This window comes from Silanimonas sp. (assembly GCF_027531545.1).
GTDB lineage: Bacteria > Pseudomonadota > Gammaproteobacteria > Xanthomonadales > Xanthomonadaceae > Silanimonas.
The window spans coordinates 128,519-143,044 of record NZ_JAPZSC010000001.1 but is presented as its reverse complement, the minus strand read 5'-3'; the positions used below and the strand labels follow the sequence as shown (position 1 = coordinate 143,044).

The 14,526-nt window shown below is 70.0% G+C and carries 11 protein-coding genes and 1 tRNA gene; 8 read left to right on the top strand and 4 right to left on the bottom strand.

What is annotated here, in order from left to right:
• Nucleotides 1-11: 11 nt before the first annotated feature.
• From ybgF to O9280_RS00615, 4 genes are all read left to right on the top strand, one after another.
• Nucleotides 12-866: a tol-pal system protein YbgF gene (ybgF, locus tag O9280_RS00630; protein ID WP_298337505.1), complete on the top strand. Its 855-nt coding sequence runs from the start codon at nt 12-14 to the stop codon at nt 864-866.
• Nucleotides 867-873: 7 nt separating this feature from the next.
• On the top strand, nt 874-1,578 hold the full coding sequence (queE, locus tag O9280_RS00625; protein ID WP_298337502.1) for a 7-carboxy-7-deazaguanine synthase QueE: 705 nt from the start codon (nt 874-876) through the stop codon (nt 1,576-1,578).
• A gap of 48 nt (nt 1,579-1,626) precedes the next feature.
• The gene (gene queC, locus O9280_RS00620; protein ID WP_298338351.1) at nt 1,627-2,316 is read left to right on the top strand and encodes a 7-cyano-7-deazaguanine synthase QueC; all 690 of its coding nucleotides are present in this window, start codon (nt 1,627-1,629) and stop codon (nt 2,314-2,316) included.
• An 82-nt stretch (nt 2,317-2,398) separates the two neighbouring features.
• Nucleotides 2,399-2,474: transfer RNA gene (locus tag O9280_RS00615), tRNA-Lys, on the top strand.
• A 467-nt stretch (nt 2,475-2,941) separates the two neighbouring features.
• Here O9280_RS00615 and O9280_RS00610 read toward each other — a convergent pair.
• Nucleotides 2,942-3,682: a DUF4386 family protein gene (locus O9280_RS00610; RefSeq protein WP_298337499.1), complete on the bottom strand. Its 741-nt coding sequence runs from the start codon at nt 3,680-3,682 to the stop codon at nt 2,942-2,944.
• Nucleotides 3,683-3,787: 105 nt separating this feature from the next.
• Nucleotides 3,788-5,122: an alpha/beta fold hydrolase gene (locus O9280_RS00605; RefSeq protein WP_298337496.1), complete on the bottom strand. Its 1,335-nt coding sequence runs from the start codon at nt 5,120-5,122 to the stop codon at nt 3,788-3,790.
• 128 nt (nt 5,123-5,250) lie between these two features.
• Here O9280_RS00605 and O9280_RS00600 point away from each other — a divergent pair, with 128 nt between their 5' ends.
• From O9280_RS00600 to O9280_RS00590, 3 genes are all read left to right on the top strand, one after another.
• Nucleotides 5,251-6,153: a LysR family transcriptional regulator gene (locus O9280_RS00600; RefSeq protein ID WP_298337493.1), complete on the top strand. Its 903-nt coding sequence runs from the start codon at nt 5,251-5,253 to the stop codon at nt 6,151-6,153.
• 109 nt (nt 6,154-6,262) lie between these two features.
• Complete coding sequence (locus O9280_RS00595; protein WP_298337490.1) at nt 6,263-7,081, top strand: DUF3313 family protein; 819 nt, start codon at nt 6,263-6,265, stop codon at nt 7,079-7,081.
• A 120-nt stretch (nt 7,082-7,201) separates the two neighbouring features.
• On the top strand, nt 7,202-8,080 hold the full coding sequence (locus O9280_RS00590; protein ID WP_298337487.1) for a LytTR family DNA-binding domain-containing protein: 879 nt from the start codon (nt 7,202-7,204) through the stop codon (nt 8,078-8,080).
• A gap of 33 nt (nt 8,081-8,113) precedes the next feature.
• Here the strand turns inward: O9280_RS00590 and O9280_RS00585 are convergent, their stop codons facing one another.
• Nucleotides 8,114-9,895, bottom strand: coding sequence for a CocE/NonD family hydrolase (locus O9280_RS00585; RefSeq protein ID WP_298337485.1), 1,782 nt, complete (start codon nt 9,893-9,895; stop codon nt 8,114-8,116).
• Nucleotides 9,896-10,135: 240 nt separating this feature from the next.
• On the opposite strand from O9280_RS00585, the gene hrpA reads away from it, so the two are divergent.
• Nucleotides 10,136-14,059, top strand: coding sequence for an ATP-dependent RNA helicase HrpA (gene hrpA, locus O9280_RS00580; protein ID WP_298337482.1), 3,924 nt, complete (start codon nt 10,136-10,138; stop codon nt 14,057-14,059).
• A gap of 3 nt (nt 14,060-14,062) precedes the next feature.
• On the opposite strand, the gene O9280_RS00575 is transcribed toward hrpA, so the two are convergent.
• Nucleotides 14,063-14,506, bottom strand: a complete 444-nt coding sequence (locus O9280_RS00575) for a hypothetical protein (RefSeq protein ID WP_298337479.1) — start codon at nt 14,504-14,506, stop codon at nt 14,063-14,065.
• Nucleotides 14,507-14,526 lie beyond the last annotated feature (20 nt).

Here is a 14,526-nt window from a genome sequence, read left to right as displayed (position 1 = left end):
CGGAGCCGGTCTTGCGTGCCTTGAAGCTCGCAGTCGTGGCGGCGGCCCTCGTGGCCGCCGCTTCGGTTTCGGCGCAACGCGCCAGCCTTGCCGAGCGCGTCGAGCGCCTCGAGGCCCAGGCGGCGTCGCAGAACAACGCGCAAGCCAACATCGAGGCGCTGAACCGCCTCAACGCCCTGCAGCAGGAAATCGCCTCGCTGCGCGGCCTCGTCGAACAACTGCAGAACGAGAACGCCCAGCTCAAGCAGGCGGCTCGCGAGCAGTACATCGACCTCGATTCCCGGTTGGGTCGCCTCGAAGGCGGCTCGGCCCCCGCGGCTGGAACGGCTGCCACGCCGACCGGTGCTGACGGCGCTGCTCCCGCGCTCGCCGAGACCCCTGCCGCCCCGGTGGAGGCCGCCCCCGGCACCGCCGCCCCCGCTGCGCCGCGTGGCGTGGTCGCCGATGTCGCGACCGGCGCGCCGGCCCCGGCAGATCCGGCCGGCGAGCGGCCGATGTACGACAGCGCCTTCCAAGCCCTGCGCGACGGCGAGTACGCCGAGGCCTCGCGCCGCTTCCAGGCCTACCTCGAGACCTACCCGGCCGGCACGCTGGCGCCGAACGCCTGGTACTGGCTTGGCGAGAGCTATTACGTCACCCAGAACTACGACGTCGCCCTGACGGCCTTCGAGAGCCTGCTGCAGGCCTTCCCGGATTCGGCCAAGGCGCCCGACGCGCTGCTGAAGCTCGGCTACTGCCAGTTCGAGCTCGGGCGCGCGCCGCTGGGCGAAGCGACGCTGCGCGACGTGATCGCGCGCTACCCGGGCAGCGACGCCGCGCGTCTCGCCCAAAGCCGTCTGCGCTCTCTCGCGCTGGACGCCGGCTGAGGCCCCGATGACCGCTCCGCGCCTGCGCGAGCAGCCAGGCGATCGCGAGCGGCCCTCCGAGATCGTCCAGGCCGAGCGCCTGAAGATCACCGAGGTCTTTCTTTCCCTGCAGGGCGAATCGCGTTCGGTCGGCTGGCCGACGGTGTTCATCCGCTTGACGGGCTGCCCGCTGCGCTGCACCTATTGCGACAGCGCCTACGCCTTTCACGGCGGCGAGTGGCGATCGATCCCGGACCTCGTCGAGGAAGCCCGCGCTCAGGGCGTGCGCCATGTCTGCGTGACCGGTGGCGAACCGCTCGCCCAGAAGCGCTGCCTGCTGCTGTTGAAGGCCCTCTGCGACGCCGGTTTCGAGGTGTCGCTGGAGACCTCGGGCGCCCTCGATATCTCGGAGGTCGACCCGCGCGTGTCCATCGTGCTCGACCTGAAGACCCCGGATTCCGGCGAGGCGAAGCGCAACCGGCTGCCGAACCTGCCGCTGCTGCAGGCCAAGGACCAGGTGAAGTTCGTGCTCTGCAGCCGCGCCGACTACGACTGGGCGAAGGCGATGGTTTCCGAGCACGGCCTGGCCGAACGCTGCGAGGTGCTGTTCTCGCCGAGCTTCGAGCAACTGGCACCGCGCGATCTGGCCGACTGGATCGTGGCCGACCGGCTGCCGGTGCGTTTCCAGCTGCAGTTGCACAAGCAGCTCTGGGGCGACGAGCCCGGGCGCTGAGGACGAGGAATCATGGCGATGAATCAAGGTGCGGAGGGTGCCGGCGCGATGGCGCAGGACGGTCGCGGCAAGCGTGCCGTGGTGCTGGTTTCCGGCGGGATGGATTCGGCTGTGGTGCTGGCCATCGCCCGTGCGCGCGGCTTCGAGACGTATGCGCTGTCGGTGCGTTACGGCCAGCGGCATTCCGCGGAACTCGACGCAGCAGCGCGCAACGCCGCCAGCCTGGGCGCGGTGGCGCACAAGGTGGTCGAGGTCGACCTGCGCAGCATCGGCGGTTCGGCGCTGACGGCGGACATCGACGTGCCAGAGAGCCCCAGCGAGGGCATTCCCCTCACCTACGTGCCCGCGCGCAACACGATCATGCTGTCGGTGGCGCTCGGCTGGGCCGAGGTGCTGGGCGCCCGCGACCTGTTCTGCGGCGTGAATGCCGTGGATTACTCCGGTTATCCGGACTGCCGCCCCGAGTTCATCGCCGCCTTCGAGCGCCTCGCCAACCTCGCCACCAAGGCCGGGGTGGAAGAGGGCGGCTTGAAGGTGCACGCGCCGTTGATCGCGATGTCAAAGGCCGACATCGTCGTCGAGGGCCTGCGCCTCGGCGTGGATTTCGCCCAGACCGTCAGCTGCTACCAGGCCGACGCCGAGGGCCGTGCTTGTGGCCGCTGCGACGCCTGCCGGCTTCGGGCCGAGGGTTTCGTGAAGGCCGGGGCCCCGGACACGACGCGCTACCAGCCGCGCTGAACGAGGAAGCCCGCCGCGCTGCCAAGCGCCCGGGCTTGCGGTAGACTTCGCGCCCCGTCGCGATGACGGGACAGGTTTCGGTGGGCCGTTAGCTCAGTCGGTAGAGCAGCTGGCTTTTAACTAGTTGGTCGATGGTTCGAATCCATCACGGCCCACCAATCGCTTCAGGCATACCTGCGGTCTATGGTCAGGCCTGTCGCCTTTCTGCTTCTCGCCCCTGGCATTGCATCGGCCGGCAGCGCCTCGACGGCGCGACTTCCGGATCCGGTGCGTCGGGCCGAGATCGTGATGCCGTTGTTCGATATGCCGCCATGGGCCTGTTTCGATGGGCACTGCCAACCGCAGGGCTTGGCGGTGGGTGTGGTGCGCGCCCTCGCTCGACGCTTTTCTGCGCACCTGCCCACGGGCGCGGACGTCGGTCGTTTCCATCTATGTGCAGCGATGCGAAGGCCACCAGCCCGGACTTCCTCGGGGGCGTGATCTCCCCGGACCGCGCCATCAAGTGGGAGGCGCTGCTTCCGTTCGTCCTGTCGCAGTCACTCGACAGCAGCGAGGACCACGTGGCTCGCTTGGATCTCGTGGGGCCTCTCGGCCTCCGAGTGGGGGAGCAGCATGGCGGCCGCCCTCAAGCGGTCCGGCGCAGGGCGCGCCAGAGGAACAGCAGCCCGAGGGCCATGAACCAGAGCTGGATGCCCGTCGTGGAGATCACGATCGAGACCGGTGGTGCGATGCCGAAGAGTTCGAGTGCCGGCAAGGCGACGAGGACGCCCGCCACGAGCCCCGCCAGCCCCGCCCACGCGGGCAGCTGCCGGTCGCGCAGGATCACCAGACTCGTCGCGATGGCCCAGATCGCGGCGAAGGCCGCGACGCCCAAGGCCTCGCCGATCGCGCCGCCCCAAGCATTGAGGGCGGCCTGCATCGCCTCGATCGCGGCGCGGCCCTCCGCCGACAGGCCGGGGGCGGCATGCGCGTCGGCCAGCGCGACGCTGCCGGTCAGCCAGCGCAGGATGCCGATCCCTCGCGCCAAGGCCGAGACCGCGGCGGCGGCGACGGCGATGAGCGCCAGCGTGCCGAGCGGGCCGGGGCGCGCCGCCAGTCGCACTGTCACCGCGCCGGTCACGAGGAACAGCAGCGAATACCCGAGGTAGAGCCCGTACCCCAGCCGCACGGCATCGAGTTGCTCCCGAAGCAGCGGAAGCATCTGCGATGGTGGGAAGTCGAGGCTGTCCGGCCACTGGATCGCGCCGCCGAGGACGGCCATCGGGGCGAAGATGCTAAAGCCCTGGAGCAGCAGGATCGACCCTGCGATCAGGAGGAGGCTTCGGGACGGCGCCTCGGGGACGCTGGAAGGATCATGGCTCGACATGGAGACTCCGATGCTCGGGCTTGGCGCGCGTGCGGAAAAGAAGCAAACCGGAAAGGCGTGGGCCGGGTCGACCGATCGTCGACGGCGACGCGCTCCCGCCTTGGACTAGCGCCGTCGCGTCGACGACTGGGCGTGGCTGCCAAGCCCCGTCCCTTCCTGCAGGGACGCCGAGCGATCGGCATGACGGCCATCGATCTCCGCCAGGAATCCGCCGATCCGGCGCTCCAGATCCGGGTAATGGGGATTGAACGTCGCCCGCGCGCCGGCCTCGCCGGGTGGGGGAGACTGCCGTCCGGTGCCGTACCAGACCTGTTCCGCCTGCCTGCAGGCTTGAACTTCACTTTCTTCCCGGAACGGCGCGCTGCCGCAGTTCCGATAGGCGCCTTCGAGCCCGTAGTGCGGGTTCCCCGGAGCGATGTGGAGCGCGAGGTGCGAAAGTCCCGCCACCCGCGAGCCCGGGTCGGCTGCGGGCAGCCAGGTCACGCGCTCATCGGCCCGGTCCTCGCTCGGCTCGGAAACATAGTTGAGGAAGACGCTTCGGGGATCGTCGGCCTTGGATGCGAAGAATCGCCGGTTCCCGGTGACATCGATCACCTCGTCGTCCTCGCTCTGCACCACCATCCACGGCACCTGCACGCCCCCCTGAGCCCTCACCCGGGCATTCATCCGGTCGAGCAGGGCCATGGTGGAGGCGATGCCGCGCGCCGGCATCGCTTCGTATCGTGCGAACTCTTCCCTCGGCCCCGAATCGAGCCAGGGGCGGAACACGCCAAGCCAACGGGCTTGGCGGGCGAGAAGGGACGAACTGATCCGATAGGCCGGCGACACGCCGATCACCGCGTCGACGCTGCCCGGGGCCTCGGCGGCGACGGTGACCGCGAGCGCCGCGCCGAGCGAGAAGCCGGCCACCACGACGACATCGCTGTCCCGCCGTGCCTGCAGAACGGCGGCCTGGACATGCCTGAGCCAGTCGTTTTCGTCGACGACCATCAGGTCCGCCGGCCGCGTGCCATGCCCGGGCAGCAACAGCGCGCGCGCTTCGAAGCATTGCCGGGCCAGCGAGTTCGCGAGGTCGCGCATGGCGAACGCGGTGTCGGACAAGCCGTGGACGAGGATGGCGATGCCCCGTGGCTTTCCGGGCCCGCATCGCGGGTGCGGTGGCATGCGGAAGGGCGCCACCGACGCGAGCTCGGCCTCGGCCTTCGATGGGTCGAAGGGGACCCGATGGACGCGAAGCTCCGTCGTGACCGCCGCCACGTACGCATCGAAACCGCCGACGGGCGCCAGGGCGGAGGGGTCGCTCCAGCCGCTGCTCACGAGTTCCGATGCCGGCGCCACGGCTCCGTCCGAAGCGCATCCGGACAACAGCGCGAAGAGCAGGATGCCGGCGGCGGTCGTGGACCGGCGTCCCCGACCGTTTCCTGCGCGAGACATGGACATGCGTCATTCCCCAAGGCTTTGATGGCAACGAGCGTCACTTGGGCGATCGATGTGGATCAAGACGCAAACGTGCATGGCTGGATTGCAATGTATGCTCGCCTCTCGCGAAGAGTTCGGGGCTTTTTCCGGTGGGTGAGTCAGACTTCGATTGGACTCTGATCCGTTCGTTCCTCGCCGTGATGGAGGCCGGGAGCCTGCTGGGCGCGTCCAAGCGCCTCAGCGCGACCCAGCCCACCATCGGCAGGCACATCGCGCAGCTGGAGTCGCAGTTGGGATGCGCGCTGTTCGAGCGGACCGGTCGCGGTCTTTCCCCCACGCGGCTGGCCTACCGGATCGCCGAGGACGCGCAGCGGATGGCAGAGGGCGCGCACGGCGTCGCCCGCGTGATCGCCGGCAGCCGCCAGGACGTCTCCGGGTCGGTGCGCATCAGCGCCAGCCAGACGATGGCCGTCGCCGTCCTGCCGGGGATCATCGGCAGGCTGAGGGCCGCGAACCCGCAGATTCAGGTGGAGCTCCAGGCCACCGACGCCGTGGCGAACCTGCTGCGTCGCGAGGCGGACATCGCGGTCCGGATGGTGATGCCCGAGCAGGGCAGCGTGATCGCCCGCAGGCTCGGGGCGTCCAAGATTGGCGCCTATGCCTCCCGCGACTACGTCGAGCGTCGCGGCCAGCCGGCTTCGCCGGCGGAACTGCTCCAGCACGACCTGATCGGGCTGATCGACGACGATGTGATCCTCCGGGGATTCGCGGAGGGAGGCATCCCGGCGACACGCGAGAGCTTCGCGGTGAGGACCGACGACTCCCTGGTGGTGTGGCAGCTGGTCCTCGCGGGACTGGGGATCGGCTTCCTCCCCGACACCGTCGCGAGGAGGGATCCGTCGCTGGTTCAACTGCTTCCCGAGGTGGGGCCGACGATGCCGGTCTGGCTCGTCGTCCACAGCGAGATCCGCGGCAATCCCGCAATCAAGGTGGTCTTCGACTTCCTCGCGTCCGAGTTGGAGTGCGAACTGGGATCTGGGCGGGCCGGCTGATGCGCGTCGTCCCGGAAGGCAAGGTCGCATAGCTGGGTTGCAGCTGTCGGCAATGGCGGACCGCGCGGGGCCCGATGAAGCTGGGCCATCCCCTAGCAAGGCCAGTGCCATGACCAGCCCTACCCCGATACGTGTGCTCGCGCTCATCGTCTCGATCGCCGCGATCCTTTCCGGCTGCGCCACGGCCCCGAAAGGCGTATCAGGCAGCCTGATCGCCTCGGATGCCCAGCTTGAGCTCGAGCGGGACCGCCCCCAGTCGTCGCGGCAGCAACGTATCGACCGCGCCTCGATCGCCCAAGCGAAGACCCTCCACGTCGCGCCGCCTCGCTTCGCGGACGGCGCCGACGCGGCCCTCTCGCCCCGCGAGCGCGAGGTGATCCTGGCGGGCGTGGGTCGCGCCCTGTGCACGACGACCTCGGAATTCTTCGAGGTCGTCGCCGCGGAGCAGCCGGCGGACATCGTGCTCAGGAGCGAAGTCACCGGCGTCGGCTTGACGAACCGTGGCGTGGCGGGAGCCTCGTTGGTTGTAGGGGCGCTCTCCCCGATCCCGTTCACCCCGAGGTTGCCCGCGGGCATGGGTGGGCTCAGCGCGGATGTCGTCGCCAGCGCGGCGGATGGGGCCCGCGTTCTCGAGTTCCGCTGGGCGCAGGGCGCCAATGCCTTCACCACCGATTCAACGCCATCGCGGCTCGGTGATGCCTATGCGCTCACCGACGTGCTTGCACGCGATGTGAGGCGCCTCCTCCGTGACGAGGGCGACGGACGGCGCCGCGAGCGCGTCGATGCGCCCGTACGCCGCCGAAGCAAGGAGGCTTGTCTCGCCTCCTTCGGCCGCATCGAGGCCGGTAAGCGGTTGGCGCGTCTTGCGCTGCCGCTCACCCCGGAGTTCGTGGAAGCCAAGTCCGGCGGGGGCGACTCGGGAAGGTGAGATCCTGCGGTTCATGGACGTCGTGCCGAGGCGCACGGAACAAGGGACGAGGCCCGGTGCCCCTTCCGCGTGCGCCTATACTGTCGCCCCTGCGATGCGAGGGGCTTTGACATGCCGCGATTGAAGGTCTGGGTCTGGTGGATCGCGGTGTCCTGCGTCCTCGCCCTCCTGCTCATGCGGACCGACTCGGACGTCGCCCCGGGCCTTCCGCCGGTCGCCGCGTTCCTGGTGTGGTTCGTGCAAGTCGCGCTGGGTCTGGGCGTCGCCATTGCGGCCACGTGGTGGCTGGGCGGCTTCCGCTCGATCGCCGCCCGGCCACCGCTGATCCAGCTGCTTGTCGGGGGGCTCATCGGCAGCCTGGCGTTCGCGCCCTTGTCGCTGGGGCTGGAGGCGGTTTTCCCGTCGCCCGGTGAAGATCCCGCGGACGGATGGCTGGATGCCCTCGAGCAGAGCGGTGGCGTGTTAGCGCTGGTTGCCGAGTGGCTGCAGCTCGCGCCGGCCTATCTGACGAGCTGGGCGATCCTCAATGTGCCACCGACCTTCGCCGCCGTCGGTGCGCGGGACCCGGTCGCCGATCCCCCGCCCGCATCCGCTGCGTCCGAGCCCGAGCCGCAGCCCGAGCCGCAGCCCGAGGCCACGTCCGGCACGCTGTCGGCCCTTTCGAAACCGCTGCTGGCGCGGATTCCTGCCGCGATCGGGACCGATCTGGTCTTCGCGCGGTCCGACCTGCACTACCTCCAGCTGCGGACCACGCTCGGCAGCACCACCCTGCTCGGCACGATCGCCGAAATCGAAGCCGAGATGGGCGACCGCGGCCTTCGCGTGCACCGCTCGTTCTGGGTTGCCCTGGGGCACGTCCGGCGCGTGCGGCGTTCGGCCAGCGGCTGGTACTGCCTGATGTCCGACCAGACCAAGGTGCCGATCAGCCGGCGACGGCTGTCGGTCGTGAAAGACAAGCTCGGTGTTGATTTCGTGCGGGATAGCCCGTCCGGCGATTGACGGGCGGCCATCGCCGCCCGTCGTTCGCGTTGTTCAGGGCGTCGGGCAGCCCGCGTCGCGTTGCTCGCGAGCGCGCTGTTCATCGCCCGTCACCGTCTCGCAGCGCCGCTGCGGGCGCGGAAGGCGTGCCAACGAGGCATCCGGCATGACCAGCCGTGCTCCGGCGACGTCCACGGTCCCGGTGGCGGGTCGCTCGAAGATCCATGCGGGGAAGCTGCTTCCCGCGATCATCAGGCTGGGCCTGCTGCCGGCGTCGAAACGATAGGCGATCGGCGAGAAGCGCACGTCGATGACCCGCCCGTGGGCCCGTGTGACCGGCGTTTCGCGCACCAGCCGGACCTCGCCGTCGGGCCGAACGTCGACGAGTTTCACCACCAGTGGGCCGCTGTAGATGCTCTTGAGGCGGATCGTGGCCTGGATCGGCCCGGCGATCGGCAGCGTCCTCGACAGGGGTGCGCCCTGCAGCAGCCCGATGTCCGTGCGATCGAGCAACGGTGACTGGTCCAGCATCCCGGCCGGGGCGATGAGGTGGTTGCCGCCGAGTGTCGGCACCGGCTTCGCCGGGTCGATCTGGATCGTGGCCGTCGGCGCCTGCAGTTCCGCGATGAGGGGCCGCGCCGGGATCGGCCAAAGCGCGCTTCCCACCACCGACTCCGCACCTTCACCGGCCCAGGCGAACTGCACCTTCGGCCACCGCGTCACGTCGTTCCAGCGCTGCTTCAGCCAGAAGTCGAACCAGGTGAACATCGGGCGGATCGGCCAGAGTTCCGGGTCGTCCACGTCGTAGTGGGTGCCGTCGAGCATGATCAGCCGATCGTTCCGGCCGAAGCCGGAGATGCTCCGCTGGTTCCACGCCTCGATCGCGCTGTCGTGGAAGAAGTCGTGCCATAGCCCGACCTGGAGCACCGGCGCCCGGAGCCGGCGGGTCACATTCCCCGCCTCCAGCAGTGGCGTCCTGGTGCGGGCGGCCAGCAGGTCCGGCCAACGCGGCTGGAGGTCGCTGACGATCGGGAAATCGGCGACCGGAGGCGCGGTCCACCACTCGGAGGCGGAGGCGTCGCCGTCCTCGAGAGCCCCGAACATGTCGCCCAGCGCCTCGCCCGCCATCTCCTTCAGTTCATCCAGCGAGGCCTCGTCGAGGCCCAAGCGAGCCTCGTGGTCCTCGCTGCTGTCGAGCGACTGCGAGAGCACGAACGGGAGCAACGCCTCCCACTTGATGGCGCGGTCCGGGAAGATCACGCCGCCGAGGAAGTCCGGGCTGGTGGCCTGCGCATAGATCGCACGGACCGAGGGCCTGCCACTGGCGGCAGCCTGCAGCGAGGCCACGCCGCTCGCCGAGTCGCCGAAGACTCCCAGGCGATCGTTGGACCACGGTTGTGCCTCGACCCAGCGCAGCAGGGCATCACCATCGGCGCGCTCATCGAGGAACAGGCTGAACGTGCCATCTGATTCGTTGCGGCCGCGGACGAACTGGACCACGAGGGCGTACCCCCGGTCGGTGGCTTCCGTCCAGCCGATGTCCTTCTCGTCGGCCTCGATCTCCGCATTCGGGTGCTCTTCCGGAAAGCCGCTCACCGGCGTGAGCGGCAGGTCATAGGGACTGCGGGTGACCAGGGTCGGCCAAGGCCCGGCGCCCGTTCCCGGCAGGTACACCAGGGTCTGCAAGGTGGTTCCGTCAGGCGCGGGGACCCGGAATTCACCCACCAGGTGGCCCGCCGCGGCGCGGTGAAAGCCTGGGGGCAGGGCCATGGCCGCCGAGGCGGGAAGGCAGGCCAGGAGAAGGGCGGTGACCGCCCTTCGGATCGTGAGGTTCATCGTTGTTGTCCTCGTTGTGCACCCGCCGTGGGTGCTGACGTCCCGGTGGAGGTCGCCGGGCGGGGGAATGCTCGGCGGCTGGCCCGACCGCTGGTGCAGGCCGGAGCGCCGTTCTGCATGTGCGGTGCGCTGGGCGCAGCAGCGGTCGTTGACGATGCTTCCGCACCGCGTCGACGCCGTGGGCCGCGTTACGTCCGTGGCGCGGTCCGATCGGAATGCAGGCGCTACACTGCGCGCCCCATGCGCGAGCCCGCCGAAACCCCTGCCGCGCCTGCGCCCCGCGCCGCGCGCCCCGACCCGCTGGACCGCGTCCTCGCCAAGGACCGCGGCGCGCTGTTGCGCCTGCAGAAGCGGTTGGCCGAGGCCAAGGGCGAGGCGAGGGCGGCGGCGCAGCAGGCGCTGGAACAGGCGCTGGCCCGCTCGCGCGAGGCCTTCGCGGCCCGCGAGGCGCGACTTCCCGACCCGCGCATCGACACCGAACTGCCGATCGGCCGCGAGGCCGAGGCGATCGTCGAGCTGATCCACAAGCACCAGGTCGTGGTCATTGCCGGCGAGACCGGCTCGGGCAAGACCACCCAGTTGCCGAAGCTCTGCCTGGCAGCCGGGCGCGGGGCCGCCGGCCTGATCGGCTGCACGCAGCCGCGCCGCATCGCCGCGCGCGCGGTGGCGAAGCGCGTGGCCGAGGAGCTGCAGGTGCCGCTGGGCAAGGAGGTCGGTTGGCAGGTGCGCTTCACCGAGCAGGTGGGCGAGGACACGCTGGTCAAGTTCATGACCGACGGCATCCTGCTGGCCGAGATCCAGAAGGATCGCTACCTCTCGGCCTACGACACGATCATCGTCGACGAGGCGCACGAGCGTTCGCTCAACATCGATTTCCTCTTGGGGTATCTGAAGGGCCTGCTGCGCAAGCGCCGCGACCTCAAGCTGATCGTGACCTCGGCGACGATCGACACCGAGCGCTTCGCGATGCACTTCGACGGCGCACCGGTGATCAGCGTCGAAGGCCGCAGCTACCCGGTGGAAGTGCGCTATCGGCCGCTCGAAGACACGAACGCCGACGTCGCCTCGAAGCCCGATGCCGAGAAGTCGCTGTACGAGGGACTGCTGGCGGCGTGCGACGAGATGACGCGGGAAGATGCGCGCGGCGACGTGCTCTTGTTCCTGCCGGGCGAGCGCGAGATCCGCGAGGTGCACCACCTGCTGGAGCGGCGCAAGTACCGCGAAACCGAAGTGCTGCCGCTGTACGCGCGGCTCTCGGCCAAGGACCAGGACCGCGTGTTCAACCCGGGGCCGAAGCGGCGGATCGTGCTGGCCACGAACGTGGCCGAGACCTCGCTGACGGTGCCGCGCATCCGCTACGTGGTCGATCCGGGCACCGCGCGCGTGAAGCGCTACAGCCCGCGCATGAAGCTCGACCGCCTGCACATCGAGGACATCGCGCAGGCCAGCGCCGACCAGCGCAAGGGCCGCTGCGGGCGCGTGTCGTCGGGCATCTGCTACCGCCTCTTCAGCGAGCAGGATTTCAATGCGCGCCCGCGCTACACCGACCCGGAACTGCTGCGCTCCTCGCTGGCCGGCGTGATCCTGCGGATGCTTTCGCTGGGCTTGGGCCGCGTCGAGGACTTCCCCTTCATCGATGCCCCGGACCCGCGCGCCGTGGCCGACGGCTGGCAGCAGCTCACCGAGCTCGGCGCCGTCGACAAGCACCGCCAGCTGACGCCGGTCGGCAAGCAGATGGCGGCCTTTGCCGTCGACGTGAAGCTGGCCCGCATGCTCATCGCCGCGAAGGAGCGCGGGAGCCTGCGTGAGATGATCGTCATCGCCAGCTTCCTCGGCCTGCAGGACCCGCGCGAGCGCCCGCCGGAAGCGCGCGAGGCCGCCGATCGTGCGCATGCCGCTTTCGCCGACGAGCGCTCGGAGTTCGTCAGCATCCTCAAGCTTTGGGACGCCTACCGCGCCGCGCACGAAGACCTCTCGCAGTCGAAGCTGCGCGACTGGTGCGGCCAGCGTTTCCTGAACTTCCTGCGCCTGCGCGAGTGGCGCGAGCTGCACCGGCAGCTGATCCTCAACTGCGAGGCCTTGGGCTGGGCGCAGAACGAGGCGCCGGCCGACTACGCCGACCTGCATCGCGCGTTGCTCGCCGGCCTCGCGCTGCAGACCGGGCATCGCTCGGAGAAGGGCCTGTTTGATGCGCCGCGCAGCCGCAAGTTCGGACTCTTCCCGGCTTCGACGCTGGCTTCGAGGCCACCGCCGTGGGTGCTGTGCGCGACCCTGCTCGACACCGCCAAGGTCTGGGGCATCACCGCGGCGAAGATCGAACCGGAGTGGGTGATCGACGCCGTGCCGCACCTGCTCTCGCGCCGGCATTTCGACCCGCACTGGTCGCGGCGGCAGGGCCGGGTGCAGGGCTCGGAGCAGATCGGACTGTTCGGCCTCGTGCTGCTGCCAAAGAAACCGGTGCACTACGGCGGCCTGTATCCCGACGAGGCCCGCGAGATCTTCGTGCGCCAGGGGCTGGTGACGGGCGAGATCGACACCCGCATCCCCCTAGTGAAACGCAATCTCGCGACGCTCGAGCGCGCGCAGGAAGAGGAAGCCAAGCAGCGTCGCGCCGGGCTCGTCGTCGACGAGGACTGGCAGGTGCGCTGGTACCTCGACCGCCTGCCGTCCGACGTGCACAACACCGCGGCGCTGGAGGCCTGGTACGGCAGGTTGGACCCTGCGGCGAAGAAGTCGCTGGAGTGGTCGCTCGCCGAGCTGATGTCGGTGGAAGGCAGCGGTATCGAGCGCTTCCCGAAGTTCCTGCCGCTCGGCGATGCGCGGCTGGCGCTGCACTACCGCTTCGAACCCGGCCACGCCGAGGACGGCGTGACGCTGGACGTGCCGCTGCACCTGCTGCCCGCGCTCGACGCCGCGCGGCTCTCGTGGCTGGTGCCGGGCCTCGTGGAGGAGAAGGCGACCGAGCTGATCCGCGGCCTGCCGAAGGCCCTGCGCCGCAACTTCGTGCCGGCGCCCGATTTCGCGCGGGCTTTCGCACTGGCCTACCCGAACGGCGATGCCGACAGCGTGGCGGGCGCGCTCGGTCGCTTCCTCGCCAAGGCGACAGGCGTCGACGTGGCCGCGCTCGATTTCGACGAGGCGGCGCTGGAGCCGCACCTGCGCATGAACCTGCGGGTTGGCGAGGCGGAAGGCCGAGGCTTCCGCGTCCTCGGCCAATCGCGTTCGCTCGACGAACTGAAGGCGCGTTTCGGTGCGGAGGCGGAGAAGGCCTTCGCCGCGCGCGCCGGCGAGCGTCTCGCGCGCGAGGGGCTGCGCGAGTTTCCCGCCGAGCCGGTTCCGCTCGAGATCGCCGGTGCGGGTGGGTTGCCGGCCTTCCCGGCACTGGTGCTCGACGGCGAGGACGTGGCGCTGCGCGTGCTGGCCGACCGCGAGGCGGCCTTGCAGGCCCATGGCGGCGGCGTGGTGCGCCTCGCCGAGATCGCGCTCGCCGATGCGGTGAAATCGGCGCGCAAGCAGCTGCCGCTGAACCCGAAGACCGCGATGGTCTACACCGCCGTGGCGACGGCCGAACAGCTGCGCGCTGATCTGGTCGCCAAGGCGCTGGCGGCGCTTCTGGACGGCGGCCAGGGCGGCGTGACGCTCGCCGCGATCCGCGACCGCGAGGCCTTCAACCGGGCGATCGGCGCGGTGAAGCAGAAGCTGTTCGGTGAAGCGATGGCCCGCCTCAAGATCGCCGAGGCCGCGCTGAGCCAGTACGCCGAGATCCGGCCCAAGCTCGAAGCCCCGGTGATGGGTTGGGCGAAAGCGAACCTCGACGACCTGCGGGCGCAGTTGGCGGGCCTCGTTCATCCGGGCTTCGTTCGCGAAACGCCGCCCGAGGCCTTCAACGAACTGCCGCGCTACCTGAAGGCACTAGCGCTGCGCGCGGAGCGCGCGTTGCGCGACCCGACCCGCGACCAGCAGCGCATGCTGGAGGTGCAGCCTTTCGCGAAGGCGCTCGACGAGGCGCGTCGGCGCGGCATTGCCCTCGAAGCGGGATGGCAGGCCCTGCGCTGGGACCTCGAGGAGCTGCGCGTTTCGCTGTTCGCGCAGGAACTGGGCACGAAGCGCCCGGTGTCCGCGAAGCGCCTCGCCAAGCAGCTCGAGGCGCTGAACGCGCGTTGAGGCTTACTTGACGCGCTCGACCTGCGCGCTCGTGTTGTAGTCGCCGAACTTCAGGCGCCAGTTGCCCATGATGCCCTGGCGAATTTCCACCGACGGATTGGTCAGGCGTACGCCGGCCAGGGTGCTTTCCCGATCGACCGACCGCCAGACCTGACCGTTCTCCAGGCGGAAGACGGTGCCGTACGACCAGCCGGTCGACTCACCGATGAGCCGGGTGTTGATGGGGCCTCGCGACTGCGAGCTCGGAGCTTCCCGCAAACCGCGGCGATCGTCCTGGGGGGGCGCCGCGCTGCCGCTGCCGCTGGTCCCGTTGTTCGACAGCCACGCGTTCAGTGCCGCCAGTTCCTCCGCGCTGAGCTTCTCCAGGCCGGCGCTGCGGAACTCCGCGGCGCTCATCCGCTCCTCCAGCGTGGAAAACGGCGTGGCCTGCAGCGTGCTGGCAGGCACGATGGACGCTGCAATGACGA

Bases quoted from the DNA above. Each gene is read 5' to 3' on its own strand.
- queE (WP_298337502.1), top strand. From the start codon at position 874: ATGACCGCTCCGCGCCTGCGCGAGCAGCCAGGCGATCGCGAGCGGCCC.
- queC (WP_298338351.1), top strand. From the start codon at position 1,627: ATGGCGCAGGACGGTCGCGGCAAGCGTGCCGTGGTGCTGGTTTCCGGC.
- O9280_RS00610 (WP_298337499.1), bottom strand. From the start codon at position 3,682: ATGTCGAGCCATGATCCTTCCAGCGTCCCCGAGGCGCCGTCCCGAAGC.
- O9280_RS00605 (WP_298337496.1), bottom strand. From the start codon at position 5,122: ATGTCCATGTCTCGCGCAGGAAACGGTCGGGGACGCCGGTCCACGACC.
- O9280_RS00595 (WP_298337490.1), top strand. From the start codon at position 6,263: ATGACCAGCCCTACCCCGATACGTGTGCTCGCGCTCATCGTCTCGATC.
- O9280_RS00585 (WP_298337485.1), bottom strand. From the start codon at position 9,895: ATGAACCTCACGATCCGAAGGGCGGTCACCGCCCTTCTCCTGGCCTGC.
- hrpA (WP_298337482.1), top strand. From the start codon at position 10,136: ATGCGCGAGCCCGCCGAAACCCCTGCCGCGCCTGCGCCCCGCGCCGCG.